15 protein-coding genes are annotated in these 16,870 nt (G+C 35.9%); 4 read left to right on the forward strand and 11 right to left on the reverse strand.

Features of this window, described 5'->3' with window-relative positions; all coding sequences use genetic code 11:
- Window positions 1-3 precede the first annotated feature (3 nt).
- Together ACN5L8_RS12295 and ACN5L8_RS12300 are read right to left on the reverse strand one after the other, a co-directional pair.
- A complete protein-coding gene (locus ACN5L8_RS12295) occupies window positions 4-1,005 on the reverse strand; it encodes a radical SAM protein (RefSeq protein WP_419173155.1) in 1,002 nt (333 codons plus the stop codon).
- A complete protein-coding gene (locus ACN5L8_RS12300; RefSeq protein ID WP_419173156.1) occupies window positions 1,005-2,021 on the reverse strand; it encodes a hypothetical protein in 1,017 nt (338 codons plus the stop codon). Before ACN5L8_RS12300 ends, ACN5L8_RS12295 begins: the two co-directional genes overlap by 1 nt.
- Before the next feature lie 74 nt (window positions 2,022-2,095).
- Between ACN5L8_RS12300 and ACN5L8_RS12305 the strand changes: the two genes are divergently transcribed.
- Window positions 2,096-3,025 (forward strand): aldo/keto reductase, encoded by a 930-nt coding sequence (locus tag ACN5L8_RS12305; RefSeq protein ID WP_120405142.1) that lies wholly within the window; start codon window positions 2,096-2,098, stop codon window positions 3,023-3,025.
- Complete coding sequence (locus ACN5L8_RS12310) at window positions 3,015-3,842, forward strand: glycosyltransferase family 2 protein (protein ID WP_334678259.1); 828 nt, start codon at window positions 3,015-3,017, stop codon at window positions 3,840-3,842. The genes ACN5L8_RS12305 and ACN5L8_RS12310 overlap by 11 nt, the downstream gene beginning before the upstream one ends.
- Here the strand turns inward: ACN5L8_RS12310 and ACN5L8_RS12315 are convergent.
- Entirely contained in the window at window positions 3,831-4,949 is a 1,119-nt protein-coding gene (locus ACN5L8_RS12315; protein ID WP_419173157.1) for a saccharopine dehydrogenase, read from the reverse strand. The genes ACN5L8_RS12310 and ACN5L8_RS12315 overlap by 12 nt on opposite strands.
- 189 nt (window positions 4,950-5,138) lie before the next feature.
- On the opposite strand from ACN5L8_RS12315, the gene ACN5L8_RS12320 reads away from it, so the two are divergent.
- A complete protein-coding gene (locus tag ACN5L8_RS12320) occupies window positions 5,139-6,101 on the forward strand; it encodes a histone deacetylase (protein ID WP_419173158.1) in 963 nt (320 codons plus the stop codon).
- Here ACN5L8_RS12320 and ACN5L8_RS12325 read toward each other — a convergent pair.
- The 6 genes from ACN5L8_RS12325 to ACN5L8_RS12350 form a co-directional block, all read right to left on the reverse strand.
- Window positions 6,091-7,470, reverse strand: a complete 1,380-nt coding sequence (locus tag ACN5L8_RS12325) for an HAD-IG family 5'-nucleotidase (RefSeq protein ID WP_114705156.1) — start codon at window positions 7,468-7,470, stop codon at window positions 6,091-6,093. The genes ACN5L8_RS12320 and ACN5L8_RS12325 overlap by 11 nt on opposite strands.
- A 151-nt stretch (window positions 7,471-7,621) precedes the next feature.
- The gene (locus tag ACN5L8_RS12330) at window positions 7,622-9,568 is read right to left on the reverse strand and encodes a bifunctional 2',3'-cyclic-nucleotide 2'-phosphodiesterase/3'-nucleotidase (protein WP_419173159.1); all 1,947 of its coding nucleotides are present in this window, start codon (window positions 9,566-9,568) and stop codon (window positions 7,622-7,624) included.
- An 8-nt stretch (window positions 9,569-9,576) separates the two neighbouring features.
- A complete protein-coding gene (locus ACN5L8_RS12335) occupies window positions 9,577-9,996 on the reverse strand; it encodes a hypothetical protein (RefSeq protein WP_419173160.1) in 420 nt (139 codons plus the stop codon).
- Between the two features lie 9 nt (window positions 9,997-10,005).
- Window positions 10,006-10,710 (reverse strand): 5'-methylthioadenosine nucleosidase, encoded by a 705-nt coding sequence (locus ACN5L8_RS12340; RefSeq protein ID WP_419173161.1) that lies wholly within the window; start codon window positions 10,708-10,710, stop codon window positions 10,006-10,008.
- A gap of 79 nt (window positions 10,711-10,789) precedes the next feature.
- Window positions 10,790-11,548, reverse strand: coding sequence for a glutathione S-transferase family protein (locus tag ACN5L8_RS12345; protein ID WP_419173162.1), 759 nt, complete (start codon window positions 11,546-11,548; stop codon window positions 10,790-10,792).
- Between the two features lie 27 nt (window positions 11,549-11,575).
- Window positions 11,576-12,505: a DMT family transporter gene (locus tag ACN5L8_RS12350; RefSeq protein ID WP_419173163.1), complete on the reverse strand. Its 930-nt coding sequence runs from the start codon at window positions 12,503-12,505 to the stop codon at window positions 11,576-11,578.
- A 133-nt stretch (window positions 12,506-12,638) separates the two neighbouring features.
- Between ACN5L8_RS12350 and ACN5L8_RS12355 the strand changes: the two genes are divergently transcribed.
- Window positions 12,639-13,001 carry a c-type cytochrome gene (locus tag ACN5L8_RS12355; RefSeq protein WP_162929649.1) on the forward strand — a complete coding sequence of 121 codons (363 nt, stop codon included), beginning with the start codon at window positions 12,639-12,641 and terminating at the stop codon, window positions 12,999-13,001.
- Window positions 13,002-13,044: 43 nt separating this feature from the next.
- Here the strand turns inward: ACN5L8_RS12355 and ACN5L8_RS12360 are convergent, their stop codons facing one another.
- Both ACN5L8_RS12360 and ACN5L8_RS12365 read right to left on the reverse strand, forming a co-directional pair.
- Window positions 13,045-13,635, reverse strand: coding sequence for a hypothetical protein (locus tag ACN5L8_RS12360; RefSeq protein ID WP_419173164.1), 591 nt, complete (start codon window positions 13,633-13,635; stop codon window positions 13,045-13,047).
- A 166-nt stretch (window positions 13,636-13,801) separates the two neighbouring features.
- Window positions 13,802-16,870, reverse strand: a complete 3,069-nt coding sequence (locus ACN5L8_RS12365) for an efflux RND transporter permease subunit (RefSeq protein ID WP_419173165.1) — start codon at window positions 16,868-16,870, stop codon at window positions 13,802-13,804.

Genomic DNA, 16,870 nt, shown 5'->3' on the forward strand with positions numbered 1-16,870 from the left:
TGATTATTCTTCCATGCATAAGTAGACGGCCTTTTCAATAGCGCCGGCCTTTAAGCACATATCTTTAATCTTACCTAAAATCCAGTGGCGCATTGGCCTTGGGTAGCGAATCTTTCCATCTTCACCTTTTGTAAGTTCCGAATGAAAGTAGGTTGTTTTTGGATAATTCTTTTTTACTTGTGAGTAGACATCTTTAGTAAAGCGCACAACACCAATTGAGATATATTCTACTTTATTTAGTGGAATGATTTTAGAGACTTCATTTATTAGTTCTTGATATTCTTCTTCGAATTGTTCTGTGTGAATAACGGGATCAAAGTGTAGTCCAATAGGGTGACCTGCTTTATAGAGCTTCTCAATGGCCTTAAGTCTTGCTGCAAGAGATGGTGTCTTAAGATCATGTGATTTAATCTTATTCTTTGGCGATAAAGAAAATGAAGTAATAAAGTTTGGTAAGGGATCAAGCTTCATCAGTTCTTTAATATTTGCCGACTTTGTTCTTAATTCAATAAAGCACTTTGAATTACGTTTTGCAAAGTCATGATAGAAACTTAGTTCATTGGTTAAGTGTGTTAGAGCTAGGGAATCACTGAATTCTCCAGCGTGAAACCATAGGTTTCCTGTTGTTTTATCTGCTATTTCTTGCATGCTTGCCATAATTTCTTGATGATTAACAAAGAGAACAAGATCCGGTGAATTAAAATATCCTTGAAGGTAGCAGTAATCACACTCATAAATACAATTATAAGCGTGGATAAAGTAATAATGAGGCTCACCTGAGATTCCATATGCATCAGGAGCTTCTTTTACTAAAGAGCCTTTTTTGTGGGCAATAAAGAGATTTAGAGAACCTCTCTTATGGAGATATGGTTTTTTTACTCTTCCCCAGATATCTGCATGATTATCTATGTATACAACTTGTGCTTTTGGAAAGCGCTTTGGAAGAGAGAGAGCAATTTCTCCATCTCGAGCTTCTTCTTCAATGAATATCTTTTCAATCTTCATTAAAGATTTTCTCCATTCATAATTGATTGGTACTCGTTCCAGTTTATATTTTTAAGTTTACGAGTAAGCTCTTTAATATCTTTTTCACTTTTGATATTTATTTTTAAATTTAAAAAGACTTTCTCAATTGCTGGGTCGTATGTGAGCTCTTTCTTCTCAAAGCCTGCATCTTGAATAAAGCTATCAAGTTGTCCTAGAATTTTTGTGCGTGTAGGATAAAGCTTCTCTTTTAGTTGATCCCTTAGCTTTAAGGCCCTCTTTTTTGGGGTCGTCTCTAAGTTTAGAAGGGAAGTTGTATCGATGATGTCATTAATATTTTCTTTTTCATACTTTACACATAGTTGCTGGCACAGGTTTGAGACTTCTCGATTAAGAGAAAGTGTAAAGTAGTAGTCGCTTTGTTCTTTAAATGGATTCTCTATTGATGAGGCTTTCTCTATTAGTTCTAATTCTTGATAGAATTCAAATAATTTTTGAGAGTAATCTTGAGAAAGCTCTTTAATATATTCGCATATTGGTGCATCACTAACATGGTCTGAAATGAGTTTATAAGATAAAAGATCGATATTTGCTTGCTTGGCAACTAGGCCTATGGCCCATCCTTCTCGATCTGCTAGTGGAGCAATGTGCTCTAGCTTTTGAGATTCTTTGGTATCTAAAAGTCTTTGTTTTGCTGTGATGAGGTCGTGTTTTGCCTGAGTGTCTATTGTTTGAAAGCTTTTAAATTCATCTTGGCCATAGATTGTTCTAATTGAGTGAATTTCATTCTTTTGTAATTGTTCATTTAAGGCAGCACAAATACCGAAGTTAATGATTCTTTGAACATTTCCACTAAGTTGCCCTAGAGCTAGGCTAAGTCCCGTTAGAACGTTATTATGGCCTTCTCCTGTGATAATAAGCGCAACACTCTGGTCCTCTAGAGTGTAGAGGGAATTATTCAATGGGTGGGCCTTAAGCTCCATCTCTTTTAAGAAGCATTGTGCTTCACCGCGGTGTGCAAAAACAAGTAGATCCATTCCATTGGAATAACTTTTAATCTATCGGTGCGTCAAGTCTTTACGCATTTTAGGACAGAGGATACTTTTAAATTATGAAAATATTAGACCAATATGGAAAATTTGCTTTTGGTGGCGCAAGTATCTCTGGAGAAGGCGCTGGTTATGGATTTGGAGATATTAGTGAGTCTGACTCTCTTACTCTTCTACAGCACGCTTTTGATCGAGGCGTTCGTATCTTTGATACAGCTCCGATATACGGCTTTGGAGAAAGTGAAAGGCGAATTGGCAAGGCCTTTGCTTCAAATGGACAAAGAGAGAAGGCTTTTATCATTTCTAAGTCCGGTGTTACTTGGCATGAGAATAAACGTGTGGATATGAGTAATGATCCAAAAGTAACTAGAGATATGCTTGAGCAATCTCTACGTGATCTTCAAAGTGATTATATTGATCTCTTTATGGTTCATTGGCCTGATGAAAATGTTGATATTCGTAAAACAGTTGAAGTATTAGCTAAAGCAAAGAATGAAGGAAAGATCAAACATATCGGTCTTTGTAATACTACACCTGAAGAGTTTAAGCTTGCTAGTGAAGTGGATAAGATTGAAGTGATTCAATCTCAATTCAACTTTTTTGAACAAGATGTAAAAAATGATATTTTTCCAATAGTTAAAGAAAACGATATTAGCTTCATGAGCTGGGGAACTCTTGATAAAGGGATTCTTACTGGACGAGTTAATCGCGACCGTAAATTTGATAAGAGTGACTGTCGCTCGTGGGCCCCATGGTGGAAGGCCATGGATAAAGAGAGTCGTTATGAAATTGTTGAAAGGATGCAACCTGCATTGGATAAACACGCTATGACAGGTCTAGATTTTGCGATTCACTTTAACCTTTCTCATGATGAGTTAAGTACGATTCTTTGTGGTGCTAGAAATTTAAAACAATTAGATGGTGTTATCGATAGTTTAGAGAAGAACATTACTAATGAAATGTTGGAAGATATAATCAATAGTGTTAGTTAGTGTTATTATTCCTACATATAATCGTGCAGATTTTTTAAAGCGCTCGATTACTTCCGTCTTAAATCAAAGCTTTAATGATTTAGAACTCATTATTGTAGATGATGGCTCAACTGATCATACTCATGATGTTGTCAGCTCATTTTCAGACAAAAGAATTAAATATTTAAAGAAAGAAAACGCTGGAGTCTCTAGTGCAAGAAATCTTGGTGTAAAGAACTCAAAAGGTGATTATATTGCTTTTTTAGATTCTGATGATGAATGGCATCGAGATAAGTTGGCCTCTCAGGTTAGCTACCTAAAAAATACAGGAAAGGTATTAGTTCATACTGCTGAGAGGTGGCTAAGAGATGGAAAGGTTGTTAAGCAGAAAAAACATCACCAAAAGCATGGTGGTGATATGTTTATCCGATCGTTACAAGGCTGTGTCATTTCTCCCTCTAGTGTTTTAATGAAGAAGGAACTTTTTGAACAAATAGGTGGGATGAGAGAAGATTTCGTGGTTTGTGAAGATTATGACTTCTGGCTAAAAGTAACTTCTCTGTACGATATTGGTTTTTTAGAAAATGAGTTTGTGAATAAGTATGGCGGCCATGAAGATCAACTCTCTTTTAAGTTCTTTGCCATGGATTACTGGCGTGTGAAAAGTATGGCATGGATATTACAGAATAGGCCACTTAGTGAAGAACGTTCAAAGGCCTTATTAGAAAGTTGTCATAAAAAATGTCAGTATTTAATGAAAGGCTATAAGAAGCATCAAAATTTTAAAGACTATGAAGAAGTAAAGAGTATTGCAAGCTTTGTTACACTACATAAGTAATTGTGGCTCTTCACTAAGTCTCTTTTCTAATCCAAGTTCAATAGTTTTAGCATAGAAAACCTCTAAAGCTCTCTCCCATGGAGAGTCTTCAATATCACCGTTTAATAAATCGATAATATGAGGCAGTAGTTGCTCAACATATTCCTCAGTACTTTCTCTTGGAAGAAGTGAAGGCAGATGATCAATGGCCGTAACCTCAAGTAGCTCTTCCAAGTCGACTCTGGTCGTTGGCGTATCAATTGTTGTGATATCGTCATAGATTGGAAGTGGGTTACATGGCCCGGTAGGGTCACAGCTAACATCAGAAATAACACTTAAGTTTCTTTCTTGCTCTAATGTTTTAAGATCAAGAAATGGTTTTGCTTTAGTTGTATTTAAAGTGCAATTTATCAAGATATCATAATCTAAAATTGCTCTAATTGGTCTTTGGACACTTGTTTCTTCTCGTCCCCATGCACAGAATTCGACACCAACACTTTTTAGAAATTGTTTTGCACCAATACCACAACGTCCACGGTGGCCAATGACAACGGCACGAGGTCGTTTTTGAAGCTGTTCAAGATCTTTGGCAACTTCGTTGATAAGACTAAATTGATTTTCGTATGAATTTAAAGGTGCGCTTGCATTGAAGTCTTCTCCTCTTTGCTGAGCAATCCAATTTTTAAGTCCAATTGCTGCACCAACAAAACCGGCCCATCGACCAAAGGCTGCAATTCTCTTTCCATTCTCATCCACAAGGTATTCAAGATCAAATAACTTACCATCACCTTGAATAAAGCGATCAAGCATTTCATTGGCCCCGTTTTGACCCTTGTAAACATGAGCAAAGTGAATGTGGCGATGAGTGAGAGGAAACTTCTCTGCATCCAGCTCTTTTAGACCTAAGATATATGCATTCTTAGGCGCCATATTGATCCAAGAGTTACTTGGCATCATTTTAAAGCCTAGCTTTTCAAATTCCTCGTCTTTAAAAATACGATTTGGAGATCTTTCGATGATAACTTCATGGCCGAGATCACGTATAGCTTTGGCCGCCTCTGGCGTGAGGGCACTTCGCTGCTCAAATGGCTTTGTCTCATGGCGTAACCATAAAGTCTTATAAATCATCCAATCTCCTAATCATCTATATCATCCCTAATTTGTCGAATTTACGAACAAATATAATTTAACAAGTATAGCAAAATATAAGCTCAGGGCCTGAAATTTGCCAAATTTTGTAAGATTTACAAGTGGGATTAAGGTATAACTATATAATATTAGTATTGATAAGCAAGTCCGAAAACGAAGGTTTTAGTAATGACCAAAACAAGCTCAAAAATTTTCTACATGGAAGACTCTCTTGGAAGTTATCTTGATTACGGTATTGGAGTTCCTCTTAAAGATGAACGTGTCACAAGAATACTAGATATTTTTAAAGATAATCCATCTCTTGAAAGACGTAGGCTTACTAAATTTAAATTAAGTGATCTCTTATTGGCCCATACTGATCGCTTCTATATGAGAGCTGTTGGTGATTCGACAAATCTCGTCTTACAAGCTTATGAACTAATTAATGATGATGGATCTTTTCATCGCTACGAACCAGATAGTGCAAAAAGGCCGTTGAAAGATTTTATAATGAGGGCCCTTGCTCACTGTGAAGGGACATACCTTGCCGCTGAAAATGCTTTAGAAAGTGGTTTTAGTTATCATCTTGGTGGTGGTATGCACCATGCAAAGAGTAGTGAACCAGGAGGGTTTTGTCTTTTTAATGATATTGTTATCGCCATTAGAAAATTACAAAAAGAAAAGGGCCTAGGAAAGTGCCTTGTGATTGATATGGATGCTCATAAAGGTGATGGTACTGCAGAGATCTTAAAAGATGATAAGACGATTGATTGTCTCTCTATTCACATGAAAGATGGCTGGCCTTTGGATAATCCAGACAAAACGAATTCAAGCTTTATTCCTAGTACATGGGATATTCCTGTCGCTGCTGATGATAATTATTTAGAGAACTTAGAAAAAGTGAAGGATTTAATCTCTGATAAGTACGACCTTTGTATTGTCGTTCAAGGTGCCGATGTTTATGAAAAAGACATTCTTGAAAGTGCAAAAGGAATTCAGCTTAGTTTGGAAGAGTGTTTAAAGCGTGATCTCTTTATGAAGAACTTTTTAGAAGAGAGAAAAATTCCCCAGGCCTGGGTTATGGCCGGGGGATATGGTGACGAGGTATACCGCGTCTTTTTACAATTCTTACAAAATACTTTTAAAAATTAGGCTCCGTAATTTCGTGAGCTAAGACTCTCTTCGTTGGTCTAAAGTACGTACGTGGAGTGTATTCAAGTAAGTCCGTAATCTTTGCCATATAAAAACAGGCGTACTTTTCAACTTGATCAGCAAAACGAGATTCTTCTAAACCAGCACGCATCATCTCTCCCCAATGAGGATTGAAAAATTGTCTGTAAGTTTCAAGATGTTGAGAAATCTTAGTGTTGATCTTATCAATCTCACTAAAGATTTTTCCAATATCTTCCTTGTTATACTTTTCAGGATCTTCGTGCTTAAGAAGTTCTAATTTATTAAGTTCATGCTCAAGCTTTTCTTTCTTCTTCATCTCGGCATCAATTAAGGCCTGTGTCGGTGCTGATTTTTTAATTGCATCGATTTCACTTTGAAGAGGGTCGAAGATTAAGGCAGTTCTCCAATTAAAAGTTTTCTTTAATGTTAGAACGTCACCGTAGATATGGTCTCCTAGATAAAGAATCTCTTCACCTTCTAGTCCTAGGTCTTTTTGAAGTTTTCCAGCCCATCCACCTTGGTAGACTTTATTTTGCTCTAGAGGTCCTTCTGCATTTGTCATAAATCCAGTGTCAGGATTAATTTCTAAGAACATATTACTTACACTAAAGAAGCGTGGCTTAAATGCAAGACAGATTGAAATGTCAAAAAGCTCCATCCAACTATCGTGTTCCTTTAGGAATGGATCAATCGTGTGCTCCATAAGGCTCTTTGTCCAGCTCCATTCACTATTAGTGATAAGAATAAGCTTCTTTCCAAATCTCTTGAAGCGCTCAAGAAGTTTTGCAACTTCCGGATCTGCAATAATAAAGTCTTCAAGATTTTCTTGAACATGACCTTTAAGTGAACCATCAGAGTGGGCAATATCAATGACTTCTTTTATATCGCTAGATAGAGTCTCATAATCTGGTAATTTCAGGCCATTATCTTTTAGATCCACTAGATTTGAAAACATTGCTCCATTTGAAATTGAGAAGTTTGTATCTAATGATTGATACTGATCTGAGTTTAGATCAATAATACTATTGCCATAGATTTCCGTTAGGTCACGAAAGTCAATTGACTTTGTCCCATGCTTTGCAATCTTAACTTTTCCATAGCGATTTGTTTGAAGAATATTTCCTCTTAACTTATCAATAATAAGGCCTTGAATAACTTGGTTGAAATCAAACTTTATATTGGTAATCTCTGCTGGATACTTCTTAATCTCAACTAGTTTTTCTAGTACAAGTTCAAAAACAAATTTTTCAAATGCCTCTGTTTTATAGCGAACTAATGTATAGTCCATATCAAAACCGATGGCCTTGATCTTCTTCATGTTTAATGTTCTATTGACGTAAACAGACATATTAAATTCCTTTTATAAATCTATCCAAGAATTATTCTCGGACCGTAGATTTTAGCTTCAAAGGAATAAAAAGTCATATTATTAATGTGTTAAGGTGTAAATCTAATGACTTACACCTTAATGACGCTCTTGGTAAGTATGTGTATGGCCACTATTTTAGGTTGATTTGATAGCGTGCAAAACCTTCTTCATCCAGGCCATCCAGTCGCTTTAAAGGATAGATTGCATTCTCCTTTATAAATCGGCTTGCCTTTTTTGAAGGTGAGGTTTCAAAATATACTTTTAGTTTTTCTGCATTTGGAACTGATTTTATTTTCCAATTCATATTGGGCTTTGCTTCAACAAAACCTTTTTTCTTACTTTCACTTCTAATGTAATTTATTAGTACTTGGCGGTTAGTATCAGGAGCTGTAATAACAACATTTTCTTTTATTGTTCCCGAGAATTTTCCACCTGTAGCGCGATAATTATTTGTTGCTAGAATAAATTCTTGATTATCTTTTACCGGTTTACCATTGTACTTTAGGTTCTTAATTCTAAAAGAGTCTTTGTTTAGAACTTTACAGTCTTCGTCAAAATGTCTTCTTTCTGTGACGTCGATCTCATAAGTAACACCATCAATATTATCGAAGTTATAAGTACGAAATCCTCCCCAGTTGATAAGAGGTTGCTCCTTAAAGTAGTTAGTATCAATGTGAGCAAACATACCAGCAGAGCACTCAAGCCACATTCTGACATCTTTACCTGTAATTTTTAGGGCATAAAGAATATTTGGATAAAGATAGAGATCTGCTGCATTTCTAATCGTTAATTCACCCTTCGAGACATCTGTATAACCATTTGGATCATTCTTTCTTCCACCGGCCTTAAAAGGGGCCACAGCTGATAGAACAGGAAGATCACTTAAGTTAGCATCTCCTTGTATGGCCTTTTTAACATAGTCAATTTGTGCATTTGATACAATTTGAGTTGTTGCATCATCTTGAATAAGAGAAAGGAAACTATAGAAGTCTTGTTTTGAAGAACCAATTTTCTTGTCTGCTAATTTTAACGTTCTTTGATGATCTTCTTCTATGATCTCACTTAACTCTAAATCAGGCTTTACACTCATATCTGAGTTTCGATCATAGATTGATTCGACACTAGATTGCCCATCAATGACACTCCAAATAGTTCCATCGTAATTAAGTTTTAAATCGATGATTCCAATATGAGAACCCCATTTTCCTGGCATAACTGCTGCTTTACCATTAATCGTCCCTTTCTTGGCATCAATACCTTCGATCCCTTCATATTCTTTAGAAGGAAATACTGCATGAGTATGACCAAAAGCAATAGCATTGATAAATGGTAGCTTACTTAAATAGAAGACAGAGTCTTCAGCATAGAGTTTATATTTATCAGTACTAATTCCCGAATGGGGAATGGCAATAATGATATCAGCACCTTCATTTTTCATTTTAACGGTTAGCTCTTTTGCTACTTCGACAATATCTCGAGCAATCACTTTTCCTTCAAGATTTACCTTATCCCAAAACATAATTTGAGGTGGTACAAAACCAATATAGCCAATCTTTAATTTATGTTTTTTACCTTTTGTATCGACGACTTCCTTTTCTTTAATAATATATTGCTTAAAGTATGGAGCACCTGGTTTGCCATTTTCGTCTTTGAAAACGTTTGCATTGATATATGGGAAATTAGCATCTTTTAAGGACTCGTTTAAGAAGTCTAGTCCGTAATTAAATTCATGATTTCCTATATTACCCACATCATACTTTAAATGATTCATTAACTTAAAAGCTGGATGGATTCCTTCTTTTCCATAGCTGGCCACAAAGTCGGCCATAGGGCTTCCTTGAATGAGGTCACCATTATCGACCAAAGTATAATTATCTGCGGATTTAATGTATTTCTTAATGAGGGTTGCTGTTTTAACTAGACCATACTTCTTGCTTTCACGATTTTGATAATAATCATAATCTTTGTAGTACCCATGAATATCAGTTGTTTCGATGATACGTAATTTAACTTGTGTCTGATTCTGACAACTAATTAAAAAAGTGAGTGAAAGTGAAAGTAAGAAGAAGTTTTTCATATTTAATCCTAGTAATAACGTCCTGAAGAATAAGTTGCATCAAACATGCGGGCAATTCCATATACTTCGACATTTCCTTTTAAACCTGCAAATCCATAGACCTGTGCTTGGCCGTAAACTTTTGCATTTTCCCATACTGAAGCTGTATCAAAAACTTCTGCATCTCCATAAACATGAGCATTGCCCCATACTTTAGCATAGTCTGAAATAATGGCATTACCAGTTATCTTAGCATAACCTGTAATTTGGGCCTTATCACAAATCTGCGCATTCTCTCCGATGTAGACACTATCTGAAACATAGGCCGTGGTTGCGACAAATCCACCTTGAGATCCATCAGCATTAATTCTATATTCACCTTCTTGTCCTGCGCATGGCGCTGCTAGTAGTGGTAAAGAAATAAGTGTTGCAAGTGCATACTTCATCATTGTTTTCTCCTATATTTTTTCGATTAATTCGATTAATTTTTCACCGAGATTTTCTGATGCTAATTTTAAGTTAGCAAAGAATTCTTCCTCTGTTGGATGCTCTCCATCGACGATATCGGTAACTGATTTTAAAAATAGGGTAGGAATAGAGTACTGATCTGTTACCCATGCAATAGCTGCAGCTTCCATATCTTTTAAAAGTGCAAGATTACTTTCGATAAGCTTCTCATCTTCAGGACTCATATCAAGAGAGTCGCCAGTGGAGATGATTGCTGTTTCAATATTTAGAGCTTTTGCATAATCTGTAGCAATCTTATGTTCAGATCGATATGTTCCATATTCTTGATAGCCAGGAATTGGAATGCGGCGATCATGAAAGACTGTTGTATCGACAGTATAGACCTTTCCAATATCGGCTCCTCGTTTCTTAAAGCCACCAGCTGTTCCAGCATTAATTATAAAATCGGCCTTGAAATCTTTTATTGCCGTTAGAGTAGAGATAACTGCGGGTGCAGTTCCAACATTTTGAACTTTATTTCGCTTACATTCACCACTAGTAACGATTGAAATATTATGACCGTGATATTTAGTCTTATAAACTTTCATTGGCAGGTGCTCATCAATTTTTCCTGCAATTTTATGATTAATTTCTAATTTATTTAACAGGGGAGCGGCCTCTGAATCCATGGCCATAATTACAGCAATATTCTTCATTAAATACCTCAAATAATAATACACTAATAGTGTAGAATACTTTGAGCATTAATTGAAATATTTGTGCCTTTCTTTTTTCTTAGTCTAAGTGAGCAGGATGAATATTATTCTTTGAGCGCGTAAGTCCAGCAACTCTTAATAACCAGCGTGTTACTCGAGGGTGTTTAGGGCGAAGATTTGTCACAAAATCAGATGCAGATAAAAAAGCGGAGCTCAAATGACAGTATGCTATAATGTCGACTAACTTAATCTGATTACCTAGTAGAAATTGATTTGATTGTAAAATAGTGTCTAAATACTTTATTTGTTTTTCAAAGTGCTCTCTTGCTTTATCTAATTCTAAGCTATAAATATCATGTGCATTTGTTGACTCAAGGAGGGCCTTTCTAATTGGTTCGGCCACAGTTTCTAAATGATCCTGTTTATCCAATTGGTATTTTGCCGCCTTGAAGAACTTCTTCTTTATTATTGAGTAGCCACTTGGGTCTTTAAATGTCATGTATACACATGAAGCTCTTAATACATTTAAGGCCCATTCCCTTATCATTTGCTCTTGAATGATTTGATCATCAGCTATCTCAAAAAGATCAGACTCAGACCTTAACTCCATTAGATACTTTAGAGAGTTTCTTATGCCAAAATACTTCTTATCTCCATTTTGGATAATTGGAAGGCCTGTTAATTTTTCTTTGGCCCCTGTCAGCTCTGAGCCAAGAACAATTGACTTAATATCAAAGTCGATATTTAAATACGATAGACATCGATTTATTATCGCGCATGAAGGGCCAAAAGATTCAATTTCGTCACTTCCAGACCATGTATAGAGTATTTTATTCATAATTCTTTAATCGGAAGGGATTTAATTTTATTTAGTGAAAATATGATTTATATCAGTTTTGATTAACGATTCTCTATTGGTCTTACTTGAAAGTTTTGTACCAAGGTAAATACAAGTTAAGAGAATTGTTGCACCAACGATTTCAAGTGATGAGTATGGCTCATTAAATAGAGAAATGCTAAGGCTCTTTGCAATAACTGGTTGAAGCAAAATAATAAGCCCTGAAATCGACAGAGGAGCTTTTTTTAGGCCATAGCTGATAAGTGACCAACCAATAATTTGGCATAGTATGGCCAAGCCTAAGACAGAAGGTAAGTGGGTCGTGTTTATTTGTGAATATCCACTCTCAAATTGTGAACTTACAAATAAGAGTAAGCCTGTTACTAATGAAGAATATGTGATGATATCAAGAGCTGTGATTTGTTGTTTAAAAGCTAGTAATGTCGTTTTCTTAATCGAAGTAGTATAAAGAGAATAACAAAGCCCTGTTGCTAGGCCAAACAAGACACCCCAGAAAAAGTCATCTGATTTATAGAACTCGACTTGGCCTTTAAGAATCAAGAAAACCCCTGAAAAAGCAAAGAAGAAGACTAAAAGTTTTTTTATTGTAACTTTCTCTTTGTAAAGGATTAGTCCTAATACTAGTAAGTAAAATACTTGAGTATTACCTAGTATCGTGGCCATTCCTGCGCCGATGAGATGAACTGATCGATGCCATACGAATAAGTCTAGAGCAAAGAAAATTCCTATGACGGCCGTCATAGAATAGAAGCGAATATCTTTGATATAGTGTTTTTTAATAAATAATTGGTAAAGAAGAAGTATTGATCCAGCAATTCCACAACGAAGGGCGCCGATCATACTAGGAGATATATCACTACTTAAGTTTTTTACAAAAATTGGTGCTAAGCCTATACAGATGGTGCCTAAAATAAGGCTTATAACGCTCTTGTTCATATTAGTCCTCACTAAGTTTCAAGAGTATAGCCGAAACTATAGTTAGAAGGGTATATTTTCTTTGAATTTTGCTGACGATTTGCCGATAATTTCATAAAGTATGCGTACGCTATAATTATAAAGGAGATATATTGTGAATTTATTTAAAATCACTGTTGTTGCCGCTTTACTAAGTGTTAGTGCTTTTGCTGGAGACGCTGCTAAAGGTAAGGCCATTTACAAGAAAGTTAACTGTGCTCTATGCCACAAAGCTGATGGTATGGGAAAAGCAAAAAATGGAAAATTAGCAATCGTTAGCGGGCCAAGAATTGCAGGTCTTGATGCTGCTTATATTGCTGAGCAAGTAACAGCAATTAAGTCAAAGAAGAGAAAAACTAGATACACAACGATGATGTGGTCTAAAGTTAGAGGTCTCTCTGACAAAGATATCAAAGATGTAGCTGCTTATGTAAGCACAATGTCTAAGGATAAGTTTAAAGGAATGTTACAAAAGTAATTCCATAAAAAAGCCGCTTAGTTAAGCGGCTTTTCTGTATTTTTTATTTAACTTCTAAGAAAATCCTGAATCCACCATAGCTTTGATTAAATTCATCTGAAATCTCATCATTTGAAACTTCAACTTTACGATTAAGATTAAAATCGAAACTCGTTGTAACAGCTTCACCATCTAAGTACTTTCGTAATTCTTCTTTTGTAAGTAGGTCCTGGATGTCAAAGTTCACTGTTATAGAAGACTCTTTTGAATAATCTTTAATAGCAACTTTAGATAAGCTCTTATAGCTTCCATCTTTATAGAAATGAAGATTTGCTGACTTGGTTACAACACTTACATCTTCATTTTTAAATGTTTTATACGAGAATAAGTCAAAGATATTCTTTTCTTTAAAAGCAAAGCCCTTATCTGTCTCTTTACATTCAAGCATTTGAATATTGATTGTCAGTTCCACACTGCCGCTATGTTGCTGGGCCTTGTAGCTTTTTACACGATATGATTGTAATTTGTTTCTAAAGACATCTTGCTTTGATGTACACCTGGAAAGGTTTCCATCCATGACTTTTACAACTTTATTAACAGGTGTTGCTTGGCAAACACCACTACATAGAACTGATGTTAACACTAGTGATTTCATATACTTCTCTCATCTTTTTATAAATAATGAACATGTATATCACATTATTTAATGGCATTGTTGAATGTTAAAAATCTTACATGGAAGAGTTGAGAAGTGTTTATCTAGTGAACAAAAAAGGCCCCTATAAAGGAGCCGTTTCTTGTTCTTTGTAGTGAATGGAGTTTTAGTAATTTAGGTTCGCTCCGTTTTTCTCTGCTTTTCGAATGGCCAATATCTCCCGAATATTTTTGATCTTATAAATAAGTAGGTGAATAGTAGGAACAATTGTGTAGGTAAAGAAGATTGAACCCAGCATTCCACCTACTAGAACTGCTCCCATCGCAGACTTTATTTTATCAATCATAAATAATTGAGGCATTGTTCCTGCAATAATTGCAATAGAAGTCATAAGAATTGGCTTTAGTTTCTCCTTGGCGCCAAGCCAAAGGGCCTCTTTAATTTCAACCCCTTCATCAAGCTTTTGTTGAGTGTACTCAATCATTAAAATAGCGTTATTTACAGCTAATCCTACAACCATAACGATGGCCATCATGGAGCCAATGTTTATTGTTTGGTCCGTATAGAACATCATTAAGAATGAGCCTAGAAATGATGTCAAAATTGCTGAACCAATTGAGATCGGAAAGACAAAAGAATTAAGAATGGCGACAAGAAGCATGTAGGTTAAGATAACTGCTAGCATGAATGCTTTTCCCATTTCTTGTTGAGACTCTTTTTGACTTTCTGCCTGTCCTGCAAACATAAAGCTTGTGCCTTCTGGTAGGTCAGCTTTGTTAAACTTTCCTGCAAGCTCTCTCATAATTGCCCCAACGACTCCTTTAACGACGTAGGCTTTAAGTTGAATAATCCTTTCTTTATCACGTCTTTTAAGAGGCGATGTGGCCTCGACAACTTTTACATCGCCAAGAGATGAGATTGGGATTAGTCCGTCTTTACCGTGAATAAGGAATTTGTCGAAATCCGAAATATTCTTCTTAAACTCTGGGGCAAGAGTGACATTAATATCGTATTCTTCTCCGTCTTCTTTATAAACGGCATCATCATTACCATTTACAAGTGCTCGAATCGTTCCACCAAGGCGTGAGCTTGAAAGATTTTGTCGAATGACCTTTTGAGGTTCAGACATAAATTGAATCTCCATCTTAGGAATTCGATATGAACTTTCAATTGAGCTAAAGTAGCCAGAGTCTTTCATAATTTCTTGCATTTTTTTAGATGCGCTAATCATTTCATCAAAGCTTCTTCCCGTGATATTTATTGTAATATCCCCCTCGTTTCCTGAATTTCGATTCCCTCCTGAGAGAGTGATTTCAGCTTCTGGAATATTAGAGACCTTTGGAAGTATGTCATCCATTACATCCTTGAAACTTCTCTTTCGAGAAGATGCAGGAGTCATATTCACAGTAATACGAGAGCGCTCTTCTCCATCGTAGCCAATGTCTGATAGAGTTGATACAACTTCTGGATACTCTCTTATAATTTTTGCAACTTGTTTGGAAACTTCAGCTGTCCTTTCAACCGGTGTTCCATCTGGCATAAGAATATAGGCCGTAAACTCATCACGATCAGACTTTGGGAGAAATTCATTACCAACTCTTGCAGCTGGATAGACTATTGTAAAAAAGATACCCATTAGTAAGATTAATGAAGTTATTGGCCAATTCATAAACTTGTCAAAGAACCACTTGTATTGTTTTGTTACCCAAGCAAGAAGCTTGTCAACTAAGTGTGACAACTTTGGAAATGGTCCTTTTAACGTATCAGGGTCTTTTAGAAGGAGAGCACAAAGCATTGGAGTTAATGTTACAGAAGCAAGAATTGAGAATATAGTTGCATAAACAACAGTCATCCCAAATTGCAACATAAATTTACCAACAACTCCACCCATGAATGCAAGAGGAGTGAAGACGACTAAGTTAGTTCCAGATGAGGCCATAACAGCAAGTAGGACCTCTTTTGTTCCATCTATGGCCGCGACCTGAGAAGTTTTTCCCATCTTTAAATGTTTATATACGTTTTCAATAATAATCAGAGCGTTAGCAATTAATGTTCCAAGACATGTTCCAAATGCTAAAAGTGTCATTACATTAATTGAAAATGAAGACATATCCATTATAAATAGAGTTGAGATAATCGATGTTGGTATTACAATACTTGCAATAAGAGCACCACGCCAATCACCTAAGAAAGTTAAGAGGATAGCAATCGTAAGTCCAATACCAATAAAAATTGACTGGATTGTTCCCTTGGTATCATTAAGTGTAATTTTTGTTGTATCAACAACTAACTCAAGCTTCATTCCGTCAGGAAGCTCTGAGCGAACCTCATCAAGTGAGTCTTTTACAGTATTGACAATTTTAATGGCGTCACCATCCGAAAGCTTAAGGATAGATAAACCGACAACATCTTTTCCATTAAATTTTGCCATCGTTTCAACATCTTTGAAGCTATCTGTAACACTTCCAAATTCTCTAAGTTTAAAAACTTGGCCTTCTCGAGAGACAACTTCTAAATCTCTAATCTCTTCGACGTTTGCAAATTCTCCAACAAAGCGTACACTGATATTAGAGTTTTCACGCTTAATAGATCCCCCTGGAATGTTGAGATTTTTTCTCGAGATGGCCGAGATAACATCTTCGATAGATAAGTAGTTTTGAATGAGTAGATTATTATCAAGTTCAATACTTATCTCACGTTCTTGACCTCCAAAGATATCAACTGAGGCAACACCATTAATTGATGAAAGTCTGGACTTCAGCTTTTTATCAGCATACTCATATGTTTGAGTAAGGTCGTGCTTTGTACTAGATAATGCAAGGGTTGCAATTGGTTGAATCAGAGGGTCAAATTTTGCAATAATAGGCCTATCAGCTCCATCTGGAAAATCATTTAAGATCGCTTCAACCTTATCTTTTACCTCAATTGATTTAATATTGGCATCTGCTTCAATTTCAAATTCAATAACGACGATACCAAAGCTATCGCGTGCATCTGATTTGATTTTTTTGATTTGTGATACTTCTGAAATCTCATCTTCAATCTTTTTTAAAATTTGCGATTCAATTTCTTCAGGGGATGCCCCTGCATAAACTGTTTGAACAGTGATAATTGGAAGCTCAACTTTTGGTGTTGGTTCTATAATTAAGTTTCCGATTGAGACAAGTCCCATAACCATAAAAATGGCAATGAAAATGATCGTCGTGGCCGGTCTTTTTACAAATATTTCAATCAT

The sequence above is a fragment of the Halobacteriovorax sp. genome, from assembly GCF_048381875.1.
In the GTDB taxonomy this organism is placed as follows: Bacteria; Bdellovibrionota; Bacteriovoracia; order Bacteriovoracales; family Bacteriovoracaceae; genus Halobacteriovorax_A; species Halobacteriovorax_A vibrionivorans.

Bases quoted from the DNA above. Each gene is read 5' to 3' on its own strand.
- ACN5L8_RS12295 (WP_419173155.1), bottom strand. From the start codon at position 1,005: ATGAAGATTGAAAAGATATTCATTGAAGAAGAAGCTCGAGATGGAGAA.
- ACN5L8_RS12300 (WP_419173156.1), bottom strand. From the start codon at position 2,021: ATGGATCTACTTGTTTTTGCACACCGCGGTGAAGCACAATGCTTCTTA.
- ACN5L8_RS12305 (WP_120405142.1), top strand. From the start codon at position 2,096: ATGAAAATATTAGACCAATATGGAAAATTTGCTTTTGGTGGCGCAAGT.
- ACN5L8_RS12315 (WP_419173157.1), bottom strand. From the start codon at position 4,949: ATGATTTATAAGACTTTATGGTTACGCCATGAGACAAAGCCATTTGAG.
- ACN5L8_RS12320 (WP_419173158.1), top strand. From the start codon at position 5,139: ATGACCAAAACAAGCTCAAAAATTTTCTACATGGAAGACTCTCTTGGA.
- ACN5L8_RS12325 (WP_114705156.1), bottom strand. From the start codon at position 7,470: ATGTCTGTTTACGTCAATAGAACATTAAACATGAAGAAGATCAAGGCC.
- ACN5L8_RS12330 (WP_419173159.1), bottom strand. From the start codon at position 9,568: ATGAAAAACTTCTTCTTACTTTCACTTTCACTCACTTTTTTAATTAGT.
- ACN5L8_RS12335 (WP_419173160.1), bottom strand. From the start codon at position 9,996: ATGATGAAGTATGCACTTGCAACACTTATTTCTTTACCACTACTAGCA.
- ACN5L8_RS12340 (WP_419173161.1), bottom strand. From the start codon at position 10,710: ATGAAGAATATTGCTGTAATTATGGCCATGGATTCAGAGGCCGCTCCC.
- ACN5L8_RS12345 (WP_419173162.1), bottom strand. From the start codon at position 11,548: ATGAATAAAATACTCTATACATGGTCTGGAAGTGACGAAATTGAATCT.
- ACN5L8_RS12350 (WP_419173163.1), bottom strand. From the start codon at position 12,505: ATGAACAAGAGCGTTATAAGCCTTATTTTAGGCACCATCTGTATAGGC.
- ACN5L8_RS12360 (WP_419173164.1), bottom strand. From the start codon at position 13,635: ATGAAATCACTAGTGTTAACATCAGTTCTATGTAGTGGTGTTTGCCAA.
- ACN5L8_RS12365 (WP_419173165.1), bottom strand. From the start codon at position 16,870: ATGATTGAAATATTTGTAAAAAGACCGGCCACGACGATCATTTTCATT.